The 25,557-nt window shown below is 71.4% G+C and carries 17 protein-coding genes, 2 rRNA genes and 2 pseudogenes (1 of these 21 running past the window's edge); 5 read left to right on the top strand and 16 right to left on the bottom strand.

Annotation, left to right across the window (positions count from 1 at the left end; translation table 11 throughout):
* Nucleotides 1-254 precede the first annotated feature (254 nt).
* The 4 genes and pseudogenes from ald to WJ438_RS31730 all read right to left on the bottom strand — a co-directional run bounded on the left by ald (nt 255) and on the right by WJ438_RS31730 (nt 6,119).
* A complete protein-coding gene (ald, locus tag WJ438_RS31745; RefSeq protein ID WP_406728268.1) occupies nt 255-1,379 on the bottom strand; it encodes an alanine dehydrogenase in 1,125 nt (374 codons plus the stop codon).
* Nucleotides 1,376-3,574 (bottom strand): annotated as a pseudogene (locus tag WJ438_RS31740) (tetratricopeptide repeat protein). The gene ald and the pseudogene WJ438_RS31740 overlap by 4 nt, the downstream one beginning before the upstream one ends.
* Nucleotides 3,575-3,736: 162 nt before the next feature.
* The gene (locus tag WJ438_RS31735; RefSeq protein ID WP_406728267.1) at nt 3,737-4,363 is read right to left on the bottom strand and encodes an NUDIX domain-containing protein; all 627 of its coding nucleotides are present in this window, start codon (nt 4,361-4,363) and stop codon (nt 3,737-3,739) included.
* Nucleotides 4,364-4,472: 109 nt separating this feature from the next.
* Nucleotides 4,473-6,119: a CTP synthase gene (locus tag WJ438_RS31730; RefSeq protein WP_406728266.1), complete on the bottom strand. Its 1,647-nt coding sequence runs from the start codon at nt 6,117-6,119 to the stop codon at nt 4,473-4,475.
* A gap of 536 nt (nt 6,120-6,655) precedes the next feature.
* On the opposite strand from WJ438_RS31730, the pseudogene WJ438_RS31725 reads away from it, so the two are divergent.
* Together WJ438_RS31725 and WJ438_RS31720 are read left to right on the top strand one after the other, a co-directional pair.
* A pseudogene (locus WJ438_RS31725) lies at nt 6,656-8,456 on the top strand (glycoside hydrolase family 15 protein).
* Nucleotides 8,457-8,506: 50 nt separating this feature from the next.
* Entirely contained in the window at nt 8,507-10,156 is a 1,650-nt protein-coding gene (locus tag WJ438_RS31720) for a PucR family transcriptional regulator (RefSeq protein ID WP_406728265.1), read from the top strand.
* A 14-nt stretch (nt 10,157-10,170) separates the two neighbouring features.
* Here WJ438_RS31720 and WJ438_RS31715 read toward each other — a convergent pair whose 3' ends face one another.
* The 5 genes from WJ438_RS31715 to WJ438_RS31695 form a co-directional block, all read right to left on the bottom strand.
* Complete coding sequence (locus WJ438_RS31715; RefSeq protein ID WP_406728264.1) at nt 10,171-11,304, bottom strand: glycosyltransferase family 4 protein; 1,134 nt, start codon at nt 11,302-11,304, stop codon at nt 10,171-10,173.
* A 272-nt stretch (nt 11,305-11,576) separates the two neighbouring features.
* A complete protein-coding gene (gene recN / locus WJ438_RS31710; RefSeq protein ID WP_406728263.1) occupies nt 11,577-13,295 on the bottom strand; it encodes a DNA repair protein RecN in 1,719 nt (572 codons plus the stop codon).
* A gap of 204 nt (nt 13,296-13,499) precedes the next feature.
* Nucleotides 13,500-14,405, bottom strand: a complete 906-nt coding sequence (locus tag WJ438_RS31705; RefSeq protein ID WP_406728262.1) for an NAD kinase — start codon at nt 14,403-14,405, stop codon at nt 13,500-13,502.
* A complete protein-coding gene (locus WJ438_RS31700; protein WP_406728261.1) occupies nt 14,402-15,217 on the bottom strand; it encodes a TlyA family RNA methyltransferase in 816 nt (271 codons plus the stop codon). The genes WJ438_RS31705 and WJ438_RS31700 overlap by 4 nt, the downstream gene beginning before the upstream one ends.
* Before the next feature lie 7 nt (nt 15,218-15,224).
* Nucleotides 15,225-15,644 carry a hypothetical protein gene (locus WJ438_RS31695; RefSeq protein WP_406728260.1) on the bottom strand — a complete coding sequence of 140 codons (420 nt, stop codon included), beginning with the start codon at nt 15,642-15,644 and terminating at the stop codon, nt 15,225-15,227.
* A gap of 42 nt (nt 15,645-15,686) precedes the next feature.
* Here WJ438_RS31695 and WJ438_RS31690 point away from each other — a divergent pair, with 42 nt between their 5' ends.
* Nucleotides 15,687-16,034 carry a sterol-binding protein gene (locus WJ438_RS31690; RefSeq protein ID WP_406728259.1) on the top strand — a complete coding sequence of 116 codons (348 nt, stop codon included), beginning with the start codon at nt 15,687-15,689 and terminating at the stop codon, nt 16,032-16,034.
* Here the strand turns inward: WJ438_RS31690 and WJ438_RS31685 are convergent.
* The 4 genes from WJ438_RS31685 to WJ438_RS31670 all read right to left on the bottom strand — a co-directional run bounded on the left by WJ438_RS31685 (nt 16,018) and on the right by WJ438_RS31670 (nt 20,106).
* Nucleotides 16,018-16,932 carry an ABC transporter ATP-binding protein gene (locus WJ438_RS31685; protein WP_406728258.1) on the bottom strand — a complete coding sequence of 305 codons (915 nt, stop codon included), beginning with the start codon at nt 16,930-16,932 and terminating at the stop codon, nt 16,018-16,020. The two genes, WJ438_RS31690 and WJ438_RS31685, sit on opposite strands and share 17 nt — an antisense overlap.
* Nucleotides 16,929-17,966, bottom strand: a complete 1,038-nt coding sequence (locus tag WJ438_RS31680) for a FecCD family ABC transporter permease (protein WP_406728257.1) — start codon at nt 17,964-17,966, stop codon at nt 16,929-16,931. Before WJ438_RS31680 ends, WJ438_RS31685 begins: the two co-directional genes overlap by 4 nt.
* Nucleotides 17,963-19,009: a FecCD family ABC transporter permease gene (locus WJ438_RS31675; RefSeq protein WP_406728256.1), complete on the bottom strand. Its 1,047-nt coding sequence runs from the start codon at nt 19,007-19,009 to the stop codon at nt 17,963-17,965. Before WJ438_RS31675 ends, WJ438_RS31680 begins: the two co-directional genes overlap by 4 nt.
* A gap of 62 nt (nt 19,010-19,071) precedes the next feature.
* Complete coding sequence (locus WJ438_RS31670; RefSeq protein WP_406728255.1) at nt 19,072-20,106, bottom strand: HAD hydrolase-like protein; 1,035 nt, start codon at nt 20,104-20,106, stop codon at nt 19,072-19,074.
* 72 nt (nt 20,107-20,178) lie between these two features.
* Here WJ438_RS31670 and WJ438_RS31665 point away from each other — a divergent pair, with 72 nt between their 5' ends.
* Nucleotides 20,179-21,465, top strand: coding sequence for a DUF1015 family protein (locus tag WJ438_RS31665; RefSeq protein WP_406728254.1), 1,287 nt, complete (start codon nt 20,179-20,181; stop codon nt 21,463-21,465).
* 97 nt (nt 21,466-21,562) lie between these two features.
* On the opposite strand, the gene WJ438_RS31660 is transcribed toward WJ438_RS31665, so the two are convergent.
* A complete protein-coding gene (locus tag WJ438_RS31660) occupies nt 21,563-22,429 on the bottom strand; it encodes a tetratricopeptide repeat protein (RefSeq protein WP_406729867.1) in 867 nt (288 codons plus the stop codon).
* 54 nt (nt 22,430-22,483) lie between these two features.
* Here WJ438_RS31660 and WJ438_RS31655 point away from each other — a divergent pair, with 54 nt between their 5' ends.
* Entirely contained in the window at nt 22,484-23,767 is a 1,284-nt protein-coding gene (locus WJ438_RS31655; RefSeq protein ID WP_406729986.1) for a hypothetical protein, read from the top strand.
* 116 nt (nt 23,768-23,883) lie between these two features.
* On the opposite strand, the gene rrf is transcribed toward WJ438_RS31655, so the two are convergent.
* Together rrf and WJ438_RS31645 are read right to left on the bottom strand one after the other, a co-directional pair.
* Nucleotides 23,884-24,000: ribosomal RNA gene (rrf, locus tag WJ438_RS31650) — 5S ribosomal RNA — on the bottom strand.
* A 104-nt stretch (nt 24,001-24,104) separates the two neighbouring features.
* A 23S ribosomal RNA gene (locus WJ438_RS31645) occupies nt 24,105-25,557 on the bottom strand; it runs 1,669 nt beyond the window's last position.

Raw genomic sequence — 25,557 nt, 5'->3', positions numbered from 1 at the left:
GTACGAGCGTCGCACGGCAGGTTTCACCGGTGTGCGAATCGGTGGAAGCGTGACGTTCGAGACGAGTTGTCCTGGATCCGTGAAGTGACCATACACACATCCCGCCGGACCTGGCGGGCAAGACCGGACGGGGTCCGCCGCGTTGACGAACGAAGAGGGGGCTCCCGATCGAGCGAAGCCGAGATGGGGGGAGTATCGCCTTTGCCGGTCGGTGACTTGGTCGACTTGACGCTCGGAGGCCACCGCCCGGGGGCTCAGCCGAGCAGCGCGGCGAGTCCCACGTGGTCCAGGCCGTGCGCTTCGGCGACCTCCTGATGAACGACCTTGCCGTCATGCGCGTTGAGGCCCTTGGCGAGCGCGGGGTCGCGGCGCAGCGCCTCCAACCAGCCGCGGTCGGCGAGTTCGACGACATAGGGCAGCGTGGCGTTGGTGAGGGCGTAGGTGGAGGTGTTGGGCACCGCGCCGGGCATGTTGGCGACGCAGTAGAAGACCGATTCGTGGACCGTGAAGGTCGGCTCGGTGTGCGTGGTCGGGTGGGAGCCCTCGAAGCAGCCGCCCTGGTCGATCGCGATGTCGACAAGGACACTCCCGGCCTTCATCCGTGAGACGAGGTCGTCGGTGACCAGCTTCGGCGCCTTGGCGCCGGGGATCAGCACCGCGCCGATCACCAGATCGGCCTCCAGGCAGGCCTTCTCCAGTTGGAGGGCGTGGGAGGCGACGGTCTGGATCCTCGTGCCGAAGACCCGGTCGGCCTCACGGAGTTTGTTGATGTCCTTGTCGAGCAGGGTCACGTGGAAACCCAGGCCGATCGCGATCTGCGCGGCGTTCCAGCCGGAGACTCCTCCGCCGATGACGACGGCCCGGCCGGCCTGCACCCCCGGGACACCGCCGGGCAGCACGCCGCGGCCGCCGTTGGCCCGCATCAGGTGGTAGGCGCCGACCTGGGCGGACAGCCGCCCCGCGATCTCGGACATGGGCGCGAGCAGCGGCAACGCGCGGCCGGGCAGTTCGACGGTCTCGTAGGCGATCGCGGTGGTGCCGGACGCCAGCAGGGCGTCCGTGCACTCCCTGGAGGCGGCCAGGTGCAGGTAGGTGAAGAGCGTCTGGTCCTTGCGCAGCCGGTGGTACTCCCCGGCGGCCGGCTCCTTGACCTTCAGCAGCAGGTCGGCGGCGGCCCAGACCTCGTCGGCGGTGTCCAGTATCTGCCCTCCCGCGGTGAGGTACTCGCCGTCCGGGATCGAGGAGCCGGCTCCTGCGCCGCGCTCGATGACGACCTGGTGGCCGTGGCGCACCAGCTCGTGCACGCCGGTGGGGGTGATGGCCACCCGGAACTCGTTGTCCTTGATTTCGCGGGGGATGCCGACCTTCACGTCGATCACGGTCCTTGGCTCGGAGGGTATGAGGTATCACTACACATACCCGGGCACACACGTGCACACCGGGAGAGACCGCTGAAGGGGGCGCGGCAGAGCCATCTCAATGAAGGCAGTACCGCTGTCCGGTCTTGCAAAGCTCGATCTTCCGCAAGAGAACTACGGATTTCGCAGTTCCGGGTCGATGCCGGGTGCCTGGGACGCCTCGGCCTCCTCCTGCAGCATCCGCTCGGCCGTTCCCCGGTGCAGCGCGGCCGACGCGGGGTCGCCGAGGTGCCCGAAGGTGTCGGCGAGCCGCAGGTGCAGCGCCGCCTGCAGCCGGGTGTCCTCGGCCCGCCGGGCCCACTCCACCGCCTCCCGGCAGGTGCGCAGCGACTCCTCGGGCAGGCCCGCGTACTCCTGCACCCGGGCCAGTTCGCTCAGCGCCCGTGCCTGGGCGGTCACATCACCGTTCTTGCGGTACCCGGCGACCGCCGCCCGCCAGTTCCGCAGCGCCTCGCCGTAGCGGCCGGCGTAGGTGTGGGCGGCGGCGATCCGGCCGTAGAGGCGGGCGGCGTCCGCACGCTCGTCCCGGGCGAGCCGCTCGGCGAGGGCCCGCCCGAACCAGTCGGCGGCCCGGTCGAAGTCCCCGAGCTCCAGATGGGCGCCTCCCACGGATTCCATCGCGCGGCCGGTCGCGTACGGGTCGTTCGCCGCGCGGCCGGCGTCCAGCGCGGCCCGGTAGCGTGCCAGCGCGTCGGCCGTGCGGCCGGTCCGGACGTCGAGGTCGCCGAGGTTCAGCAGGGCCGCGGCCTTCTCGCGGGGCAGTTTCCGGCGCTCGGCCACGTCGAGGACGAGGCGGTGGATGCCGTACAGGTCGCTCGCGGCGGCCTGGGTGCCGAAGTGGGCCACCATGGCGCGCACCAACTGCGACATCAGGCGGCGGGCCAGGGTGTCCAGCGTCCCGTCGGCGACCGCGAGCCGGGCCGAGGCGAGCAGGGCGGGTTTGCGGGCGCTCAGCCAGTCGGCGGCGTCCCGGGGCCGGCGAAGCGCAGGGAGCGAGGCGTCCCGAGGAGCTTCTCGCGTGCCTGGGGGCTGTCGGTCTCGGTGATGGCCCTGCACGACTGGAGCAGCCGCACGGTCCGCTCCAGCATGCGGGCGCGGGCCAGCTGGAGCTCGCCCGGCCGTTCGTGGGTCTCGGCGAGGCCGCGCAGCAGGGGGTGCAGACAGCCGGGCACCTCGTACTGCGGCAGCGACGACCCCGCCGGGCGCAGCAGGCCCACGGAGACGAAGTCGTCCAGGGTGGTGCGCGCGCTGCTCACCGAGCAGCCGGCGAGCGCGGAGGCGGTGTGCGGGTCGACCAGGCCGGCCGGGGCGAGGCTCAGCAGGCGCAGTATCCGGGCGGCGGGCGCGGGCAGCTCGGCGTGCACGAGGTGGAGGGCACGGCTGACCGCGGTGCGCGCGATACCGTCGTCGGGGCCGGTGTGCAACTGCCTGGCGAGGTCGGCGACGGCGGCCTTGGGCCGGGCGGCGAGCCAGCCGCCGGCCAGTACCAGGGCGGCCGGCTGCCCCTGGCACTGTTCGGCCAGGCCCTCCGCGGCCCGGGGGTCGACGGTGATGCGGACCGAGCCGGTGGACCGGGACAGCAGTTCCACGGCGGACTTGGTGTCGAGGCCCCCGAGGGTGCACGGGCGGACGTCGGAGATGCCAGTCAGCGGGCCCTCGGAGACGGCGACCACCAGGCAGTCGGGGCTGTCCGGCAGCAGGGCGTCGACCTGCTCGGCGTCGGCCGCGTCGTCCAGCAGGAGCAGCACCCGGCGGCCGGCGAGGGCGGTCCGCAGCGCCTCGGCGAGATCGTCCTCGGGGGCGCCGGCCGGGGCGGGCACGTCGAGCGCGTCGAGCAGTTCGCGCGCGGAGCGCTCGACGGGCACGCGCGTGCCGTCGGTTTCGCTCAGCCGGGCGCGCAGCACCCCGTCGGGGTATCGGTCGGCGACCTGGCGTACGAGTTCCTCACCGAGAGTCGTACGGCCGGAGCCCGGCCGGCCGGCGATGAGCAGCACGCGCGCGCGGGGAGCCTTGCGGCCGGAGAGGGTGTCCAGTCCCGCGCGCTCGATGTCGGCGCGCAGTTCCTTCAACTCCCTTGTACGTCCCAGGAACCGGTCCCCCACGGTAACGTCCTGGGAGAGCCGTGCACCGTCCGTGTCCACCGCCTGGTCCGTCACGGGCCACTCTCCCGTCCCACCGCACGCGCAAGCCCGCCGGGACTCCGGATCGGGCGTTTTTCAGAGCCTAGTTCACGCTCTGCTACGTTCCGTGTGGAGCGCGGCGAATGCATCCCTCGATCGGATCAGCCGATGGTCACATCGCAAGGGCATCGGGGTGGTTCAGGCCTCGAACGGGCGCGCCGGCCACGGCGCCTCGGCGGGGCGCAGCGCGTCGAGCCCGTCCCCGCCCCGTGCGGCAACAAGCGAAAGGACGCCCACCACCAGGCAGTTGTTGTGCAGTTCACCGGCCAGCACCTTACGGACCAGGTCCGCGGCGGGCACCCGGGCCAGTTCCATGTCGGCCTCTTCCTCCTCGACCTCGAAGCGGTCGCCTTCGGCCTCGGACAGTCCGCGGGCCAGGAAGATCCGTACGGCCTCGTCGCAGCCGCCGGGGGTGGTGTAGACGTCGGTCAGCACCCGCCAGTCCTCGGCCTTGACGTGCGCCTCCTCGTACAGCTCCCGCTGGGCGGCGTGCAGCGGGTTCTCGCCGGGTACGTCGAGCAGACCGGCCGGGATCTCCCACAGCTTGTGACGCACGGGGTGGCGGTACTGGCGCAGGACCAGGACGCGATCGGCGTCGTCGAGGGCGAGGACGGCCACGGACCCCGGGTGGACCTGGTAGTCGCGGTGGACGACGGTCCCGTCGGGCATGACCACGTCGTCGGTGCGGACGGAGGTCTTGTTGCCGACGAAGGGGGTCCGGGTCGCCCGGATCTCCCACTCCTCCGGGGTGTCCTTGATCGTCATGCCCGTCCTTCCCGACGTACAGGGGTCGTGCGATTGCGGTGGGTGAGAAAAGCGGCCGGGGTGCTCACCCTTTGAAGGCTTGCACCCCGGCAACCGTACAACCGGTGTGTTACTTCGAGACCTTCCGCTCGACGGCGGCCCTGACGAGACCCGCGAACAGGGGGTGCGGACGCGTCGGACGCGACCGCAGTTCCGGGTGTGCCTGGGTCGCGACCAGGTACGGGTGGACCTCGCGCGGGTACTCGACGTACTCGACGAGCTTGCCGTCCGGGGAGGTGCCGGAGAAGACGATCCCCGCCTTCTTCTCCAGCTCCGCGCGGTAGGCGTTGTTCACCTCGTAGCGGTGCCGGTGGCGCTCCTCGACGTACTCCTTGCCGTCGTACACCTCGCGCACGATCGAGCCCTCGGCCAGCTTCGCCGGGTACATGCCGAGCCGCATCGTGCCGCCCATGTCGCCCTCACCGGCGATGATGTCGAGCTGCTCGGCCATGGTGGAGATGACCGGGTGGGAGGTGGCCGGGTCGAACTCGGTGGAGTTGGCGTCGGAGATGTCCGCGAGGTTGCGGGCCGCGTCGATCACGATGCACTGCAGGCCCAGACAGAGACCGAGCAGCGGGATCCGGTTCTCGCGCGCGTAGCGGATCGCGCCGACCTTGCCGAGCACACCGCGGTCCCCGAAGCCGCCGGGGATGCAGATCGCGTCGACGTCACCGAGCTGCGCCTGGGCGCCGGCCGCGGTCTTGCAGTCGTCGGAAGTGACCCACTTGATCTTCACCCGGGCCTTGTTGGCGAAGCCGCCCGCGCGCAGCGCCTCGATGACCGACAGGTAGGCGTCGGGCAGGTCGATGTACTTGCCGACCAAGGCGAGGGTGATCTCGTGGTCGGGGTTGTGGACCCGGTCGAGCAGGTCGTCCCAGGTCGTCCAGTCCACGTCCCGGAACGGCAGGTCCAGCTTGCGCACGACGTAGGCGTCCAGGCCCTCGGCGTGCACGACCTTCGGGATGTCGTAGATCGAACGGGCGTCGGGGCAGGCGACCACGGCGGCCTCGTCGACGTCGCACATCAGCGAGATCTTCCGCTTGATCGCGGTCGGCACCTCGCGGTCGCAGCGCAGCACGATCGCGTCCGGCTGGATACCGATGTTGCGCAGCGCCGCGACGGAGTGCTGGGTCGGCTTGGTCTTCAGCTCACCCGAGGGGCCGATGTACGGCAGGAGCGAGATGTGGACGACGAACACGTTGTCGCGGCCGACCTCGTGCCGCACCTGGCGGACGGTCTCCAGGAACGGCAGCGACTCGATGTCGCCGACCGTGCCGCCGACCTCGGTGATCACGACGTCGACCTCGTCCGTCGCCATCCGGCGGATGCGGTGCTTGATCTCGTTGGTGATGTGCGGGATGACCTGCACGGTGTCGCCCAGGTACTCGCCGCGCCGCTCCTTGGCGATCACCGTCGAGTAGATCTGGCCCGTGGTGACATTGGCGGAGCCGTCCAGGTCACGGTCGAGGAAACGCTCGTAGTGTCCGATGTCCAGGTCGGTCTCGGCGCCGTCGTTGGTGACGAACACCTCACCGTGCTGGAAGGGGTTCATCGTGCCGGGGTCGACGTTGAGGTACGGGTCGAGCTTCTGCATCACGACGCGCAGACCGCGGGCCTTGAGCAGCATGCCGAGGCTCGAGGCGGTCAGACCCTTGCCGAGAGAGGAAGCGACACCCCCGGTGACGAAGATGTGCTTGGTCGTCGTGGATTTTGGCATGGCCAAGAGGGGGCTCCCGTGGTCGCTGTCTGGGGGGCGGGGCGGCTGCCTGCCGGAGGTCTCCGACGGTGCCGTCGCTGCGGTTCGGGGGTGCCCTGTTCGGATTTCCCCCTCCGGGGAAGGGGCCCACCGGTCCACGGGCTACCAGCGTATCAGCGACGCGGGGCGATGCCGTCCGGCCACGCTCCGCACACACGCCGGCACGGATCCGTCACCTCGCAGGCCCCTCACCCGCTGCTCACCCGTTCGGCAGTGGTGCGTTGTCCGGAGCGGCGCACAGACCGTCCACGTGCGTCGTATCCTGCTCAGACACCCCGCTGCCGAGCCCGGCCGGCCGAACGGCGCCACCCCAGCCCGTCACACCGGAACAACGAAAGCTCGTCAGTTCGTTGAGTAATAATCGGCGCTTTGCATTCATGGCTGAGCGACTGCTTTGCTTCGTCGCTCAACGACGCATTACGTAACTCACTAACCCCTTGACCGCACTAGCGACAGCCCCCTCGTGGGGTGACGTGGCCGTTCGACTGGAGTTGCACGTGGCCGGGCGCATCGAAGACTACGCACTCATCGGAGACATGCAGACCGCTGCCCTGGTCTGCCGGGACGGCACAGTGGACTGGCTGTGCCTGCCCCGCTTCGACTCGCACGCCATCTTCGCCGGCCTACTGGGCACCGAAGATCACGGCTTCTGGCGGATCGGCCCGGCGCACGCCCCCGGCGCCCCCGCCGGCGGCGACGCGGCGCGGCTACCGCGGCGACTCGCTGATCCTGGAGTCGGAGTGGGACACCGGGCGCGGCACGGTCCGGGTGACCGATTTCATGCCCCCGCGCGACGGCGCCCCGCAGCTCATCCGCATCGTGGAGGGCGTCTCGGGCCGGGTGCCGATGCGTTCGGCGCTCCGGATGCGTTTCTCCTACGGCCGGGTGGTGCCGTGGGTGCACCGGCACGAGGGGCGCACGGTGGCCGTCGCGGGCCCGGACTCGGTGTGGTTCGACACATCCGCCGAGACGTACGGGAAGTCGCTGACGACGTACTCGGACTTCACGGTGGCGCCGGGCGACCGGATCACCTTCACACTCTCGTGGCAGCCCTCGCACAAGGAGCCGCCGGCACTGCCGGAGCCGGAGCAGTCGCTGGAGGCGACCGAGGACTTCTGGCGGGAGTGGGTGGAGCACTGCACGTACCACGGCCCCTACCGCGAGGCCGTGGTCCGCTCCCTGATCACGCTGAAGGCCCTCACCTACGCCCCGACCGGCGGCATCGTCGCCGCGCCCACCACCTCCCTGCCGGAGGACATCGGCGGCGTCCGCAACTGGGACTACCGCTACACCTGGCTGCGTGACGCGGCGATCACCCTGTCCTCGCTGCTGCGCACCGGCTACCGCGAGGAGGCCCGCGCCTGGCGCGAGTGGCTGCTGCGCGCGGTGGCCGGCGACCCGGAGAACCTGCAGATCATGTACGGCATCGCCGGTGAGCGCGAGCTCGGCGAGGCGGAGCTGGACTGGCTGCCCGGCTACGAGAACTCCACCCCGGTCCGGGTCGGCAACGGCGCGGCGCACCAGCTCCAGCTGGATGTGTACGGCGAGGTCACCGAGGCCCTGCACCTGGCCCACATGACGGGCCTGGCCCGCAACGACTACGCGTCCCTGCTCCAGGTGAAGCTGATCCACTACCTGGAGAAGCACTGGACGGAGCCGGACGAGGGCATCTGGGAGGTGCGCGGCCCGCGTCGCCACTTCGTGCACTCCAAGGTGATGGCCTGGGTCGCCGTCGACCGCACCATCAAGCTCATCGAGTCCGGTGACGTGGACGGCCCGCTGGAGCGCTGGAAGCAGCTGCGCGAAGACATCCACCGGACCGTGTGCGAGAAGGGCTACGACAAGGAACGCAACACGTTCACGCAGTCGTACGGCTCCAAGGAGCTGGACGCCGCGCTGCTGCTGATCCCGCAGGTGGGCTTCCTGCCGCCGGACGACAAGCGGGTGATCGGCACCATCGAGGCGATCCAGCGCGAGCTGTCCACCCCGGACGGCTTCATCCTGCGCTACCCGACAGAGGGAGCCGACGAGGGCGTCGACGGGCTGCCGGGCGACGAGGGCGCGTTCCTCGCCGTCTCGTTCTGGATGGCCGACGACCTGGCGATGATCGGCCGCGTGGACGAGGCCCGCAGACTGTTCGAGAAGCTGCTGTCCCTGCGCAACGACCTCGGCCTGCTCGCCGAGGAGTGGGACCCGGTCAACCAGCGCCAGGTCGGCAACTTCCCCCAGGCCTTCAGCCACGTCCCCCTCATCGACACGGCCCTGCGCCTGACGGCCTCGGGGGCGTACGGGGGCTGAGGGGCCGCCCGACGGCCCGCGCGCCGGTGCGCGCGGGTAGCGTCCGGTGCATGGGCGGCGGCAGTGACAGTGACGGCGGATACGACACCCGGGGTGCCGGAATCACCGTGCGGCAGGCGCTGGAACTGCCCGCGCTGCGCAGCGGGCTGCCCGAGGTGGTGGCCGGAGCCGACGGCCTGGAGCGCACGGTGCGCTGGGTGCACGCGGGCGAGGTGCCCAACATCGCCTCGCTACTCAAGGGCGGGGAGCTGCTGCTGACCACCGGATACGGTCTCGGCAGCCGCCCCGCCGAGCAGCGGGCGTTCGTGCGCACGCTGGCCGAGCGGGACATCGCGGCCCTCGTCGTGGAGCTCGGCACCCGCTTCACCCGCCTGCCCGCCGCCCTGGTCGACACGGCACGGGCGGCGGGGCTGCCCCTGGTCCAGCTGCACCGCGAGGTGCCGTACGTGACGGTGACCGAGGAGATCCACACCGAGATCGTCAGCGGTCACTACGCGCTGCTGCGGCGCGCCGAGGAGGTGCACCGGCGCTGCACCGAGGCGCTGCTGGGCGGCGGGGGCGTCCCCCAGGTCCTGCGGATCCTGGCTGACGTCAGCGGCAACCCGGTGTTCCTGGAGACGACGGACGGGCGGCTGCTGTACGCCGCCGGGGAGGGCCCCGAGGGCGCCGACCCGCTCCAGGTGTGGGAGGGGCTGCGCGACCGGCACCAGGACGACCCGCCGGCCGGTTCGGCACTCGTCGACATACCCGGCGGCGGGCCGGGCAGCGGCGGGGTACGGGCGCGTCTGGTGCTGCTGCCGGTGCGGACGGCGCCGGCGCCGGTGCACCGCATGGCAGCCGAACGGGCGGCGGGCCTGCTCGCCGTGGTGCTGATGCAGGCCCGCCAGGAGGAGGAACTGGCGGCACGCGGACGCGGCGACTTCCTCGTCGACCTTTCCGAGGGCCGGGTCGCCCCGCAGGACGCGCCCGCGCAGGCGCGCGTGCTGGGCTTCAGACCGGGCACCGGCCCACTGCTCCCGGTGGTGATGCGGCTCGGTGACTCCCTGTCCCCGCAGGGCGGCGGCTGGGCGGTGCTGGCCCGCGCGGTCGCCGAGGAGCTGGCCTCGCTCGGAGTGCCCGTGCTGCTGGGTGTGCGGCCGGTGGAGGGGCGGGTGCCGCTGCTGCTCGGGCTGCGCGCGCAGACGGAACGGCCGGCGATCGCGGACCGGGTGGCGGCGGCGCTGCGCGCCGGGGCGGAGCGGGCGGGAATGATGCCGCCGGGGGCGCGGCCGCCCGTGGTGGTGGTCGGGGCCGCCGGTGACTGGGCGGCGGCGTCGGCGGGTCTGCGGCATGCGGCCCGGACCGCGAGCGCGGCGCAGGGGCTGCCGGACCGTCCCTGGTACGACGCCCGCCGCCTGGACGTCGACCTGCTGATGTGGCGGCTGCGTGACCATCCGGACCTGGCGGCCTTCGTGGACCGCGCGATCGGCCCGGTCCTGGACCACGACCGCCGCTCCCGGCCGCCGCTGCTGCCCACCCTGGAGACTTACCTGGCCCATGCGGGACGCAAGGCGGAGACGGCCCGCGAACTGCACCTGAACCGTCAGACGCTGTACAACCGGCTGGCCAGAATAGGGGAGTTGCTGGGCAGCGACCTCGACGACCCGCACATGGTCCTGACCCTGAGCCTGGCCCTGCGGGCACGGCGGCACGTGCCCTGACGCGGCATGTGACGTCAGATCGACGGGCGGTGCTGGGTCAACTCGTCGTAAACACTGAGCACCTGGACCACCGCCTCGTCCTCCGTCGGCCACCCGGCCGCCTGCCGGGTGCCCCTGGCACTGAGTTCCTCCCTGCGTTCCGGGTCGCCCAGCAGCCGCACGACGGAGTCGGCGAGCGCGCGCGCGTTGCCGTGGGGGACGAGTTCGGCGGCGCCGCCGACGAGTTCGGGCATGCCGCCGGCCCTGATCGCGACGAGCGGCACGCGCGCGTGGAGGGCCTGCTGGGCGAGCGTGGAGCGCCCCTCCCACCGGCTCGGCAGCAGCGCGAGGTCCGCGGCCCCGAGCAGCTCGGTGACGTCGTCGCGTCGTCCAATGAGCCGGACCGGCAGCTCCTCGTCCGCGATACGCCGCTGGAGTTCACCGCGCAGCGGCCCCTCCCCCGCGACGACGACCAGCGGCACGGGGTCGAGGCGACGCCACCCGTGCGTGGCGTCCAGCAGGGTGTGGTAACCACGGCGCCGTTCGAGGGAGCCGAGCGCGATCAGTAACGGGCGGCCGATGGCGCCGAGTTCGGCACGCAGTTTGGGCCGCGCCCCGTCCGGGTCCTCCGGCTCCGCGGCCGTGCGGGGCGCGGGGAAGGCGACGGCCGCCAGCCGCGCGTCCCGCGCTCCGGTCCGGCGGGCCCGGTCGACCAGGACGGAGGTGGTTCCGAGCACCACGGTGGCCGCCTTGGCGACCCTCCGCTCCAGCAGCCGCAGGAAGTGCGCGCGGGCGCCGTCGGCGTACGCCCGGTCGTGCCAGGTGACGATCAGCGGGGTGCGCCTGCCGCTGAGGGCGAGCGCGGTCCGGAAGGAGGCGTGCAGGCCGTGCGCGTGCACCAGGTCGGCATCCGCGCAGGCCGTCCGCAACGCGGCCACCGAGCCGGGGTCGCTGCTGCGCGGGACGTGCACATGGCCGGCGCCGACGCCCGTGAAGTCGTGGGTGTGCTCAGCCTCGGCGGGGGCGCACACCGTGACCCGCACACCCCGTGCGACGAGTCCCGCGGCCAGTGAGCGCACATGGGCGCTGGTGGCGGCGTTGCCGCCGCCCAGCACCTGCACGGTGCGCAGCGGCGACTGGCCGTGCGAGTGGCTGCTCACGGGGGTCACGTGGCCGAGCTCCTGGTTCGGGTCGGATGGTCCCGAAGAACGTACAGAAGGACCGTGCGGAGGGGGTGTACCGCACGGTCTTCTACGCGTGCTCCGTCAAGCATGCCAGGGCACAAGGGGATCGCGGCAACGACGGAAGCGCCCGCCTGCACCGGGCCGGACAGAAATTTCACCCACACGAGTGAAGAAGAGTCTCCTGTCGGCCGACGCCCCCCGGCCGGCGCCCTTCCGGCCGAGGCAGCACCCGGCCGAGGCACCGGGCGGTACGGCGGCTAGCCGTCCGCGCGGGCCGTCGCCAGGAGTTCCTCCGCGTGGGCACGGGCCGTTTCGGAGTTCTCCTGGCCGGCCAGCATCCGGGACAGTTCCCGGATCCGGTCCTCCCCTTCGAGCACCTTCACGCCGGACCGGGTGACCGACCCGTCGTCGGTCTTCGCCACCAGCAGTTGCCGGTCCGCGAACGCGGCCACCTGCGGCAGATGCGTGACGACCACGACCTGCGCGCTCTTCGCCAGTCTGGCGAGCCGCCGCCCGATCTCGACGGCCGCCTTGCCGCCGACACCGGCGTCGACCTCGTCGAACAGGTACGTCGGCACCGGGTCCGTCCCGGCGAACACGACCTCCACGGCCAGCATCACGCGCGACAGTTCACCGCCGGACGCGCCCTTGGCGATGGGCCGGGGCGGCGCGCCGGGGTGCGGGGCCAGCAGCAGCTCGACCTCGTCCACGCCCGACGGCCCGTGGGCGACGGTCCGCCCACCGACCTCGACGCCGTCCGGGTCGTCCGTCTGCCGGATGTCGAACGACACGCGCGCGTGCGGCATGGCCAGGGACGCCAGCTCCGCGGTGACGGCCGCCGCGAACCGTTCCGCGGCCTCGGTCCGTGCCTCCGACAGCTCCTGCGCCAGTCCGCCCAGTTCGGCGCGCAGGCCGTTCCGCTCGGCGGTGAGTTCCCCGATCCGCTCGTCGTCCCCGTCGAGTTCCGTGAGCCGCGCGGCACTCTCCTCGGCCCAGGCCAGCACGGCGGCGACATCCTCGCCGTACTTCCGGGTCAGCCCGGTGAGCGCGGCCCGCCGCTCCTCGACTGCCGCCAGCCGCAGCGGGTCGGCGTCCAGGTCGTCGGCGTACCCCGCGAGCTCCCCGGCCACGTCACGCAGCAGGATGCCGACCTCGCCGATCCGGTCGGTGAGCGCGGCCAGCGCGGGATCGTGCGCCCGGACGGCCTCCAGGGCCCGCTGGGCGCCCGCGACGAGCGTCCCGGCGTCGACTCCCTCGGGGTCCTCCGGGTTACCGGCGAGAGCGGTGTGCGCGGCGTGCGCGGCGGACGCCAGGGACTCGGCGTGGCCGAGCCGCTCGGCCTCCTCGGCCAGTTCCACGTCCTCACCGGCGCGGGGCTCCACCCCGGCGATCTCCTCGAGCCCGAAGCGCAGCATGTCGGCCTCCTGGGCCCGTTCACGCGCGCGCGTGGTGATCTGTTCGAGCTCCGCGGTGACGGCCCGCAGCCGCTTGTACGCCCCGGTGTACTTGGCGAGCGGCCCGGCGACCGCGTCGCCCGCGTACCGGTCGAGCGCCTGCCGCTGCCGGGACTGCTTCAGCAGCCCCTGCTGATCGGTCTGCCCGTGCACGGCCACCAGGTCGTCGGCGAGTTCGGCGAGCAGCCCCACGGGCACGCTCCGCCCGCCCAGGTGTGCCCGTGAGCGCCCCTCGGCGGAAACGGTACGGCTGATCAGCAGCGCCCCGTCGTCGAGTTCGGCCCCGGCCTCCTCCGCGCGTACGACGGCCGCGGCACCCTCGGGCACGGCGATCCGTCCCTCGACGACCGCGTTTCTGGCGCCGATCCGCACCAGGGCCGCGTCCGCCCTTCCACCCAGCAGCAGCCCGAGGCTGGTGACCACCATGGTCTTGCCCGCGCCCGTCTCACCGGTGACGGCGGTGAAGCCGGGTGACAGCTCGACCACGGCGTCGTCGATGACTCCGAGCGACCGTATCCGCATCTCCTCCAACACGTCCCAGACCTTACGAGGTTTTCCTCGCGCCGTGCGACGCCGCCCCACCCGTTCGGGATCGCGGCGGGTCGTCACCCGTGAGCGGGACCCCGTCCGCCGGCGGGTCCGACGGGCGCGGCGACGGACGGGACAGGAGAGGCGCGGGAGCCGCCGTCGGAGCGGCCCGGGCACGGCACGACCTCCCGACACGCGCTAGTGCGGAGCCCCCCGCCACCCCGAGACCGGCAGGGCGAACTTCGCCACCAGCCGGTCCGTGAACGAGGCGTGATGCAGCCGGGCCAGCCGTACCGGCACCGCGCCGCGCCGCACCTCGACCCGCGCCCCGGGCGGCAGCTCCAGGGTCCGCCGCCCGTCGCACCAGAGCACACCCGGCGGAACATGCGGCAGGACCTCCACGGCCAGCACCGAGTCCGGCGAGGTCACCAGCGGCTTGGCGAACAGCGCGTGCGCGCTGATCGGCACCATCAGCAGCGCCTCGACCTCCGGCCACACCACGGGCCCGCCCGCGGAGAACGCGTACGCGGTGGACCCGGTCGGGGTGGCGCACACGATCCCGTCGCAGCCGAATCCGGTCACCGGCCGCCCGTCGATCTCCAGCACGACCTCCAGCATCCGCTCGGCGGACACCTTCTGCACGGCCGCCTCGTTCAGCGCCCAGTCCGTGTGCACGATGGTGCCGTTCCGGTGCACGACGACGTCGACGGTCATCCGTTCCTCGACCTCGTACGCCTTGCTCACCACCCGGTCGACGACCTTGTCGAGGTCGTCCCGCTCTGCCTCCGCGAGGAACCCGACCCTGCCGAGGTTCACACCGAGCATCGGCACCCCCGAGGCGCGGGCGAACTCCGCGCCTCGCAGCAGCGTGCCGTCACCGCCCAGCACGATCAGCAGCTCGCAGCCGTCGAGGCACTCGGGCGTGGCCTCCTTGACGGTCTCCACCTCACCGGGCAGTGGCAGGTCCTGTGCCTCGGTCTCCAGCACCCGCACCCCGAGCCCGGAACGCAGCAGCCCCTTGACCACCAGTTCCGCGCTGCGGATGGCCGCGGGACGGCCGGTGTGGGCGAGCAGGAAAACGGTACGAACTCGATTCGGTGTCAACGCGGCCCCTCCGCCACTGCGCGGTCAACGTCGGCCGGGTCCAGTTCCGGAGCCCCGGCCCGCAGCCACAGAAAGTATTCGACATTCCCCGAGGGACCGGGCAGTGGACTCGCCGTCACACCCTTCGCCCCCAGTCCCAGCTCCCAGGCCTTGGCGGCCACCCCCCGCACGGCGTCGGCGCGCAGTTGCGGGCTGCGTACGACCCCGCCGCTACCCAGCCGCTCCTTGCCCACCTCGAACTGCGGCTTGACCATCATCACCAGATCGGCGTCCGGCCGCGCGCACCGTGTCAGGGCGGGCAGGACCAGCCCGAGCGGGATGAAGGACAGATCCCCCACGACAAGATCCACAGGCTCCCCATCGATTGCTTCAAGCGTCAACTCCCGTACATTCGTACGGTCCTTGACGGTGACGCGTTCATCGTTCCGGAGAGACCACGCGAGTTGTCCGTATCCGACGTCCACGGCGACCACGTGCGCGGCCCCGGCCCGCAGCAGGACGTCGGTGAAACCCCCGGTCGAGGCTCCGGCGTCCAGCGCCCGCCGCCCCTCGACGACCAGCCCTCGAGGCACGAAGGCCTCGAACGCGCCGGCGAGCTTGTGGCCGCCGCGCGAGACGTAGTCCGGGTCGCCGGCGTCCTCGGCGACGAGGATCGCGGCGGCGGTCTCCACCTGCGTGGCGGGCTTGGTCGCGACGGTCTTGCCGACACTGACCCGTCCGGCGGCGATCAGCTGGCCGGCGTGCTCACGCGAGCGCGCGAGCTTTCGGCGGACCAGCTCCGCGTCGAGACGGCGGCGTGCGACTCCTGCCACGTTCGGTTCAGCTCCCCGGTCGGTAGGTCGAATGGGACTCGTGGCCCGAAGGGCCACGGTGAGGGGTGGTGGACGGGTGATGGGTGGGAACCGGAGGGCCCGGGCGGGCGTCGAGCGCGGTGAGCGCGTCGCGCAGCCCCCGGTGCACATCTTCGTACACCTCGACATGGCCGTCCGTGGTGAGGTGGTCGGCGTCGGCCAGCCGCTCCAGCCGCGCGTCCACCTCGGCGTTTCCGGTGGGGGTGCGGGGCACGTCCAGGGGCGCGGGGTCGGCGGGAGCGTACCCGGCCGGGGCCTGCGGTGCGGGATCCTCCGGCCCGGGGTGCTCCGGCCGGGACGGTGCGGGGTGCTCTGCCCGGTGCGCGGCCGGCTCCGCCCGCAGGGTCCGCCGGTGCGCGCTCCCCGGCTGGGGTACTGCGTCGTTCATGCCCCGACGCTACCGCGAACCACTGGGGTACCGTCGTCCGCGATGGCCACGATCGAGGAGTGCCGCGCCGCACTCACCAGACTTTCGGACAGCATGGGTCACGCCGAGGGCGGCGTCCGCGCGGCGGCGGCGATGGAGCGCTCGGTCAGCTGCCACATCACCGACCTGGACGTGACCTTCGTCGGCCGGCTCACCGGCGGGCGGATCGAGGTGCACCACACCCTCGAAGGCCCTCCGCGTGAGAAGGCCCAGCTCAGGCTCGCCATGAAGGGGGACGACCTGCTGGCCCTGGTCGACGGCGAACTGCACTTCGCCGGGGCCTGGGCCTCGGGCCGGGTGAGGCTGGAGGCGGGTCTGCGCGACCTGTTCCACCTCAGGAAGCTTCTCTAGCGCCCACCTTCTCCTGCTGGCCCGCGGTCCGCCCGGTTCCGGCCGCGACGCGCGCCTTGCGGGCCGCCGGAACGATCAGGGGCGTTCCCGTCTCGGGGTCGTCGATGACCTGGCAGCTCAGCCCGAAGACCTGCTCGACCAGCCCGGCGGTGACGATCTCCTTCGGCGCGCCCTGCGCGATGACCTTCCCTTCGCGCAGGGCGATGAGGTGGGTGGCGTACCGGGCGGCGTGGTTGAGGTCGTGCAGGACGGCGACGAGGGTGCGCCCCTGCTCCTCGTGCAGTTCCGCGCACAGGTCGAGTACGTCGATCTGGTGCTGGATGTCCAGGTAGGTCGTCGGCTCGTCGAGGAGCAGCAGCGGGGTCTCCTGGGCGAGCGCCATGGCGATCCACACGCGCTGCCGCTGCCCGCCGGAGAGTTCGTCGACATGGCGTTCGCCGAGGTCGGCGATGCCGGTCCGGGCCATCGACTCCTGGACGACCCGCTCGTCCTCGGCCGACCACTGGCGCAGGATGCCCTGGTGCGGATACCGGCCCCGGCCCACCAGGTTGGCGACGGTGATCCCGTCGGGTGCGATCAACGACTGGGGCAGCAGGCCGAGCGTGCGGGCGACCTTCTTCGCGGGCATCGACTGGATGACCTGGCCGTCCAGCAGCACCCGCCCCTGAAGGGGCTTCAGCATCCGGGACAGCGCCCGCAGAAGCGTCGACTTGCCACAGGCGTTCGGGCCGACGATCACGGTGAAGGAGTTGTCCGGTATCTCCACCGACAACTGCTCGGCGATGACACGCTGGTCGTAGGCGAGGGTGACGTCCTCGGCGGACAGCCGGTTCACGGTGCTCCTTCGGTTGTTCCGTCCGCCGCCGGCGGCGGAGTTCCTGGCGCTCCCGGCGCTCATATCCGGCCCGCCTTGCGCTCGGTGACCAGCAGCCACAGCAGGTAGACACCGCCGAGTACCCCGGTGACCACCCCCACGGGCAACTGCTCGGCGCCGAAGGCCCGCTGCGAGATCCAGTCGGCGGTCACCAGCAGGGCGGCGCCCATGCACATCGACGACACCAGGTTGGGCCCGGGCGAACGGGTCAGGCGGCGGGCGAGCTGCGGAGCGGTGAGCGCCACGAAGCCGACCGGTCCGGAGGCGGCGGTCGCGGACGCGGTGAGCAGTACGGCGGACAGCATCAGCAACAGCCGTACGCGCTCCACCCGGACTCCGAGGGCGTACGAGATGTCGTCGCCCATCTCCATCATCCTGAGCCCGCGGGAGTGGGCGAGAACCAGCGGTACGAGGATGACGCACAGCGCGAGCAGGGGCCAGACCTGGTCCCAGTCGCGGCCGTCGAGGGAGCCGGTCATCCACACCACCGCACGGGCCGCGTCGACGATGTCGGACTTCGTGAGCAGATAGCCGTTGACCGCGGTGACGATCGCGGAGACACCGATACCGACCAGGACCAGCCGGTATCCGTGCACACCTCGCTTCCAGGCGAGCACATAGATGGCGAACCCGGTCACCAGTCCGCCGATCAGCGCACCGACGGCGACCTGGTCGGCGGTCCCGGAGAACAGCACGATCATCACGAGCGCGCCGGCCGTGGCGCCCTGTCCGAGGCCGAGGACGTCCGGACTGCCCAGAGGATTGCGGGAGACGGACTGGAACAGCGCGCCGCCGAGCCCGAGCGAGACGCCGACCAGCAGCCCGACCAGAACCCGGGGCAGCCGCAGTTCGGTGACGATGAACTCCTGGCCCGGGTCGCCCTCGCCCAGCAGGGTCCGGATCACGTCGGCGGCCGGTATCGGGAAGTCGCCGGTGCCGATCAGCACCACGCTCGCGGTGAGCGCCACGAGCAGGAGCAGGACGGCGACGACGAGGGCCCGCACGTCCACCCGGAGCGAGAGGCCGCCCGGGGTCCGTACAGCACGGTTGGTCTTCACAACTGGGCCGTCCTCCGCCGTCGTACGAGAAAGATGAAGACCGGGCCGCCGATGATCGCGGTGACGATGCCGACCTGGAGTTCCGCGGGCCGGGCCAGGACACGGCCGATGACGTCGGCGCCGAGCAGCAGCACCGGCGCCAGGATCGCCGCGTACGGCAGGATCCAGCGCAGGTCGGGTCCGGTGAACGAGCGCACGACGTGCGGCACCATCAGGCCCACGAAGACGATCGGCCCGCAGGCGGCCGTCGCGGCCCCGCACAGCACGGTCGCGGCGAGCATGGCCAGCGCCCGCGTGCGGTTCAGGTGGGCGCCGAGGGCCCTGGCGGTGTCGTCGCCCATGGCCATGGCGTTCAGCGGCCGGGCGAGCAGCAGCGCCAGCACGAACCCGACCAGCAGGAACGGCAGTACCTGCCGGATGACCGAGCCGTTCGCCGACGACAGCGACCCCACCGTCCAGAAGCGCATCCTCCCCAGGGCCGCCTCGTCCAGGATCATCACCGCCTGGAGGTAGCCGAACAGCGCCGCGGTGATCGCGGTGCCGGCCAGCACCAGGCGTACCGGGGTCGCGCCCCGGCTGCCGCCGAGGAACCACACCAGGGCCCCGACCGCCGCCGCCCCGCCGAACGCGAACCACACATAGCCCGACAGCGACGTGACGCCGAAGAAGGTGATGGCCGTGACGACCGCCGCCGACGCGCCCGCGTTGATGCCGAGCAGTCCCGGATCGGCGAGCGGATTACGGGTGAGCGCCTGCAGCACCGCTCCCGCCAGGCCGAGCGCGGCGCCGGCCAGCGCGCCGAGCACGGTCCGTGACAGCCGGTCGGCGACGACGGCATCGCCGTAGGTGCCCGCACCCTCGAACAGGCCGTGCCAGACCTGGTCCAGGGACAGGTCCTTCGCCCCGATCGCGATACTCGCCAGGGCGATGAGTACCAGGATCGCGGCGGAGAGGAACAGCCCGAGGACACGGAGCGTCGCCCGGCGGTTCGGATGCGCGGGGGCGATGTCCGCGCGCGGTTCGGGGGGACTGTCGACCAACACGCAGTTAGGTTAGCCTACCCTCCGAAGCGATCACGATCCCGAGGTGCTGCCTCGAGGGTGCCTCACAAGCCCAGCTGTGCCAGTGCCTTGGCTCCGGCCAACGCGCACACGCCGTCGCCCGCCGCTGTCCACGCCGCCGCGCACAACGCCCGCAGCCCGTCCAGAGCGGCACCGTCCCCGTCCAGCGCCAGGGCCTCGCCGTCCGCTGCCGCCGTCCAGCCACCGCACCGGAATCCGCCGTCGCTGTCCGCCTCGACCACCTCCGGCTGCCCGGTGAGCATCCCGCGCAGGTCGGCGTCGACGTAGGTCGGCCGATGCTGCGGCGGCGCGGCCAGCAGCTGCGCCCCGTCGGTCACCCCGGTCAGCACAAGCAGCGAATCCACCCCACCGTTGAACGCGCCCTCGATGTCCGTGTCCAGCCGGTCTCCCACCACCAGGGGCCGCTCGGCGCCCGTGCGCAGAATCGTCTCCCGGTGCATCGGCGGCAGCGGCTTGCCCGCCACCTGCGGCTCGGCGCCCGTGGCGATCCGGACGACCTCCACCGCCGCGCCGTTGCCCGGCGCGATACCCCGTCCGCTGGGGATCGTCAGATCCGTGTTGGACGCGAACCACGGCACCCCGCGCGCGATCGCGTAACTCGCCTCCCCGAACCGCCCCCAAGGGAAGTCCGGCCCGCCGTATCCCTGTGCCACCGCGACCGGATCGTCGTCCGCCGACTCCACGGGCACCAGCCCGCGCTCACCCAGCGCCACCCGCAAACCCTCGCCACCGATCACCAGCACCCTGGCCCCCTGTGGCACCTGCTCGCTGATCAGCCGCGCGACCGCCTGCGCCGATGTGATCACGTCCCCGGCACCCGTCGGTATGCCCAGCTCCGTCAGATGTGCGGCCACCGTGTCCGGGGTGCGCAGGGCGTTGTTCGTCACGTACGCCAGGTGCATGCCTCCCGCGCGAGCCGTGGCCAGCGACTCGACCGCGTGGACGATCGCCTCCCCGCCCGCGTACACCACACCGTCGAGGTCGAGCAGCGCCGTGTCGTACGCCTCGCTCAGGGCCTGCCCACTGCCCCCGGGCCTCGTCCTGACGCTCCGGCTCATTCCGCATCGCTCCTCGTTCGACGGCTTTCCCCCGATCATCCCCCATGCCGCCGGCCCTCGTACGATGCCCTGATGAAGACTGCAGGTCCCTCGGAAGCAAAGGCGCGCCGAGGTCTGGAACTCACCCCGTTCCAAGGCCTTCGCTACGATCCCGACCGGGTCGGCAGCCTGGCCGCCGTGACATCCCCGCCGTACGACGTCGTCGTCCGCCCCGACGGCCTGCATCACCTGCAGTCCGCCGACCCGTACAACATCGTCCGGCTGATCCTGCCCGAGGCCGACACCCCCGAGGCCCGCAACGCCCAGGCCGCCGCCACCCTGAACCGCTGGCGCGCCGAAGGCGTCCTGACCACGGACCCCGAACCCTGTCTGTACGTCTACGAACAGCGTGACGGCGCCGGCCTGCTGCAGCGCGGGATCATCGGCGCCCTGCGCGTCTCGGACCCCGACGAGCAGCTGGTCCTGCCGCACGAGGACGTCATGCCGCACATCGTCGCCGACCGCGCGGCCCTGATGCTGGCCACGTCCGCGAACCTCGAGCCCCTGCTGCTGACCTATCCCGGGGAGGGTTCGGCCGATGCCACCGCCGACCTGATCGAGCGCACGGCCAAGACGCCTCCCCTCCTCGCGACCACGACGGAGGACGGTTTCTGCCACCGGCTGTGGTCCCTCACCGACCCCGCCGACCTGGCCATGGTCCGGACCGACCTGGCCGGCCAGCAGGCCCTCATCGCCGACGGCCACCACCGCTGGGCGACATACCGTCGGCTCCGCGCGGAGCACCCCTCCCCCAGCCCCTGGGACGACGGCCTGGTGCTCCTGGTCGACACGGCCCGGTACCCGCTGCGTGTCCGCGCGATCCACCGCCTGCTGCACGGTCTGCCCGTCGCGGACGCGCTGGCGGCCCTGGACGGCCTGTTCCGGGTCCGCCGCGTGGACGCCTCGTTGCCGGAGGCCATGGAGGTACTGGCCGAGGCAGCCGGCGCGGGCAACGCCTTCCTCCTGGCCGGCGACGGCGCCTTCCACCTCGTCGACCGCCCGGACCCGGATCTGCTGGCCCGCACCGTCCCCGGCAACCGCCCGACGGCCTGGCGCACCCTGGACGCCACTGTTTTGCACTCCACGCTCCTGAACCGGGTGTGGCGCATCCCCGAGGACTCCCCGGCCCATATCGCCTACATCCACGACACGGCCGCGACCGTCGAGAAGGCGGAACGCGACGGCGGTACGGCGGTACTGCTGCACCCGGTCCGTGAGGAGGTCGTCCGCGACCTCGCCCGCCAGGGCGTGACGATGCCCCGCAAGTTGACGTCCTTCGGGCCCAAGCCGGCGTCGGGGCTGGTACTGCGCGCGTTCTGACGGGTGGCGCGGGAGGCGGGAAACGGAAAGGGGTGGGATTCCCGGTCGGGTGAACCGGAAATCCCACCCCTTCGTCCTGCGTCACAGGCGTGAGCCATCAATCCTTGTCGGCGACGCTCTCGTCCTTGTCGGCCGAGGCGTCGGCGTCGGCCGAGGCATCGGCCGAGGCACCGGCCGAGGCACCGGCCGAGGCACCGGCCGAGGCACCGGCATCAGCATCGGCCGAGGCACCGGCATCAGCATCGGCCGAGGCGTCGGCATCGGCGTCGGCATCGGCACCCTCGTCGTCGAGCGCGTCCATGAACTCCACGCCGTCCAGCTCGGCCAGCCGGTCCGACGCGTCCGTGCTGCCGTCCCGGTCGGCCTCCACGGCCTTCGCGAACCACTCCCGAGCCTCATCGGCCCGTCCGGCGGCGAGAAGCACATCGGCGTACGCGTACCGCAGCCGCGCGGTCCACGGCTGCACGGAGTGGGACGCGAGCTCGGAGCTCTGCAGCGTCACGATGGCAGCGTCCAACTGCCCCATGTCACGCCGCGCGCCGGCCGCGACGAGCCGCATCTCGACCTGCCCCGCCTTGTCCAGCTTCTGCATTTCGGGAGCACCGGCCATGTCCAGCGCCTTCTCCGGCCGCCCGAGCCCACGCTCGCAGTCGGCCATGAGGGGCCACAACTCCACGGTCCCGGTCATCCGCCGCGCCGCCCGGAACTCGGCAAGTGCCTCGGAGTACTTCTGGTTGGCGTAGGCCGCGAAGCCGGCGGCCTCCCGTACTGCGGCGACACGCGACGCCAGCCGCAGAGCCACCCGGGCGTAGCCGTAGGCGCCCTCGGGGTCCTCGTCGATCAGCCGGGCGACCATCACCAGGTTCCTGGCGACATCCTCCGCGAGGGTCTTGGGCAGGCTCTGCAGCTCCTGCCGTACGTCCTTGTCGATCTCCTCGCCCGTGACCTCCTCGGGGATCGGCAGCCGCTTGATGGGCTCGCGGTCCCGGTCGCGCTCCTCACGGAACCGGCCGCTTCCGTGCCGGTCGTCGCGCCCACGGAACTCGCCGGGCCGCCCGCCCCGGTCGTCCCGGCGCGGCCCACGTCCACGGTCGTCGCGGCCCCGGAAGCCGCCCCGGCTGTCGTCACGCCGACCGTACCCCCGGTCGGCACCGCGGCTGTCGTCACGGCCCCGGTAACCGCCCCGCTCACCACCCCGGTCGTCGTCACGACGGAAACCGCCCCGCTCGCCGCCACGGCTGTCGTCGCGGCGGAAACCGCCCCGGTCGCCGCCACGGCTGTCGTCACGGCCCCGGTAAACACCCCGCTCGCCACGATCGTCACTCCGCCGGTCGTCTCGCCGATCGTCACGACGGTCATCCCGCCGGCCGTAACCCCGGTCGTCGTCGCGACGGAAGCCACCCCGGTCGCCGCCGCGGCTGTCGTCACGACGGAAGCCACCCCGGTCGCCGCCGCGGCTGTCGTCACGACGGAAACCGCCCCGCTCGCCGCCGCGGCTGTCGTCACGACGGAAACCGCCCCGCTCGCCGCCGCGGCTGTCGTCACGACGGAAACCGCCCCGCTCGCCGCCACGGCTGTCGTCACGACGGAAACCGCCCCGCTCGCCGCCACGGCTGTCGTCACGACGGAAACCGCCCCGCTCGCCGCCACGGCTGTCGTCACGACGGAAACCGCCCCGCTCGCCGCCACGGCTGTCGTCACGACGGAAACCGCCCCGCTCGCCGCCACGGCTGTCGTCACGACGGAAACCGCCCCGCTCGCCGCCACGGCTGTCGTCACGACGGAAACCGCCCCGCTCGCCGCCACGGCTGTCGTCACGACGGAAGCCACCCCGGTCGCCGCCACGGCTGTCGTCACGGCCCCGGTAAGCACCCCGCTCACCACGATCGTCACGACGGAAGCCACCACGGTCGCGGTCGTCGCGGTCATCACGACGGAAGCCACCACGATCGTCACGCCCGCGGAAACCGCCCCGCTCACCACCACGGCTGTCGTCACGACGGAAACCGCCCCGCTCACCACCACGGCTGTCGTCACGACGGAAACCGCCCCGGTCGCCGCCCCGGTCGCCGCCCCGGTTGTCGTCACGGCCTCGGAAACCACCGTGCTCCGGCCGGCTGCCACCACGGTCGTCGCGACGGGACCCACGGTCGCGGTCTCCGTCCCTGCGGACCCCGCGGTCACGGTCACTGGACCGGCCCGGACCTCCTCGCTGGCCGCCACGGTCCGAACGGTCACCACTGTCCCGTCGCCGCTGGTCGCGCTCAGGTCGGTCTTCGGGAGAGTTGGTGGACATGGGTGACTCCTGTCTTCGGTACCGCAAGCATTCTCGCGCAGCCGGACCTCCGGCGCGCTCCAGAAATAAAAAAGACCCTTGGTCCCAGCTGAACGCTGGGACCAAGGGTCCTTCCAAAGATTGTTCGGCGGCGTCCTACTCTCCCACAGGGTCCCCCCTGCAGTACCATCGGCGCGGTAGGGCTTAGCTTCCGGGTTCGGAATGTAACCGGGCGTTTCCCCTACGCTATGACCACCGAAACCCTGATGGTTTCGAGCGAACAAGCACACTCTTCTGTTCTGTCCCGCTCAAAGCCGGCAACCGTTCGCTGCCTCAGAACTAACACAGTGGACGCGAGCAACCTGGGGACAAGCCCTCGGCCTATTAGTACCGGTCAACTCCACACGTTACCGTGCTTCCATATCCGGCCTATCAACCCAGTCATCTCCTGGGAGCCTTACCCCATCACGTGGGTGGGAGCCCTCATCTCGAAGCAGGCTTCCCGCTTAGATGCTTTCAGCGGTTATCCCTCCCGAACGTAGCCAACCAGCCATGCCCTTGGCAGGACAACTGGCACACCAGAGGTTCGTCCGTCCCGGTCCTCTCGTACTAGGGACAGCCCTTCTCAAGACTCCTGCGCGCGCAGCGGATAGGGACCGAACTGTCTCACGACGTTCTAAACCCAGCTCGCGTACCGCTTTAATGGGCGAACAGCCCAACCCTTGGGACCGACTCCAGCCCCAGGATGCGACGAGCCGACATCGAGGTGCCAAACCATCCCGTCGATATGGACTCTTGGGGAAGATCAGCCTGTTATCCCCGGGGTACCTTTTATCCGTTGAGCGACGGCGCTTCCACAAGCCACCGCCGGATCACTAGTCCCGACTTTCGTCCCTGCTCGACCCGTCGGTCTCACAGTCAAGCTCCCTTGTGCACTTACACTCAACACCTGATTGCCAACCAGGCTGAGGGAACCTTTGGGCGCCTCCGTTACCCTTTAGGAGGCAACCGCCCCAGTTAAACTACCCATCAGACACTGTCCCCGATCCGGATCACGGACCCGGGTTAGACATCCAGCACGACCAGACTGGTATTTCAACGACGACTCCACCACCACTGGCGTGGCGGCTTCCCGGTCTCCCAGCTATCCTACACAAGCCGAACCGAACACCAATATCAAACTGTAGTAAAGGTCCCGGGGTCTTTCCGTCCTGCTGCGCGAAACGAGCATCTTTACTCGTAGTGCAATTTCACCGGGCCTATGGTTGAGACAGTCGAGAAGTCGTTACGCCATTCGTGCAGGTCGGAACTTACCCGACAAGGAATTTCGCTACCTTAGGATGGTTATAGTTACCACCGCCGTTTACTGGCGCTTAAGTTCTCAGCGTCGCCCCGCCGTAGCGGGACTAACCGGTCCCCTTAACGTTCCAGCACCGGGCAGGCGTCAGTCCGTATACCTCGCCTTACGGCTTCGCACGGACCTGTGTTTTTAGTAAACAGTCGCTTCTCGCTGGTCTCTGCGGCCACCCCCCGCTCACCGAGTAAATCGGCTCACCGGGCGTGGCCCCCCTTCTCCCGAAGTTACGGGGGCATTTTGCCGAGTTCCTTAACCATAGTTCACCCGAACGCCTCGGTATGCTCTACCTGACTACCTGAGTCGGTTTGGGGTACGGGCCGCCATGAAACTCGCTAGAGGCTTTTCTCGACAGCATAGGATCGTCCACTTCGCCGCAATCGGCTCGGCATCGGGTCTCGGACGCATGGCGTGCGGATTTGCCTGCACGCCGTCCTACACCCTTACCCCGGGACAACCACCG

The organism is Streptomyces sp. GD-15H, from assembly GCF_045291515.1.
Lineage (GTDB): Bacteria > Actinomycetota > Actinomycetes > Streptomycetales > Streptomycetaceae > Streptomyces.
Note: the sequence above shows the minus strand (reverse complement) of the source record. Positions and strands in the feature narration are given on the sequence as shown.

Excerpts from the sequence above, each read along its gene's own strand:
- WJ438_RS31735 (WP_406728267.1), bottom strand. The coding sequence starts at position 4,363 with ATGACGATCAAGGACACCCCGGAGGAGTGGGAGATCCGGGCGACCCGG.
- WJ438_RS31730 (WP_406728266.1), bottom strand. The coding sequence starts at position 6,119 with ATGCCAAAATCCACGACGACCAAGCACATCTTCGTCACCGGGGGTGTC.
- WJ438_RS31720 (WP_406728265.1), top strand. The coding sequence starts at position 8,507 with ATGGGCGGCGGCAGTGACAGTGACGGCGGATACGACACCCGGGGTGCC.
- recN (WP_406728263.1), bottom strand. The coding sequence starts at position 13,295 with ATGCGGATACGGTCGCTCGGAGTCATCGACGACGCCGTGGTCGAGCTG.
- WJ438_RS31695 (WP_406728260.1), bottom strand. The coding sequence starts at position 15,644 with ATGAACGACGCAGTACCCCAGCCGGGGAGCGCGCACCGGCGGACCCTG.
- WJ438_RS31690 (WP_406728259.1), top strand. The coding sequence starts at position 15,687 with ATGGCCACGATCGAGGAGTGCCGCGCCGCACTCACCAGACTTTCGGAC.
- WJ438_RS31685 (WP_406728258.1), bottom strand. The coding sequence starts at position 16,932 with ATGAGCGCCGGGAGCGCCAGGAACTCCGCCGCCGGCGGCGGACGGAAC.
- WJ438_RS31670 (WP_406728255.1), bottom strand. The coding sequence starts at position 20,106 with ATGAGCCGGAGCGTCAGGACGAGGCCCGGGGGCAGTGGGCAGGCCCTG.
- WJ438_RS31665 (WP_406728254.1), top strand. The coding sequence starts at position 20,179 with ATGAAGACTGCAGGTCCCTCGGAAGCAAAGGCGCGCCGAGGTCTGGAA.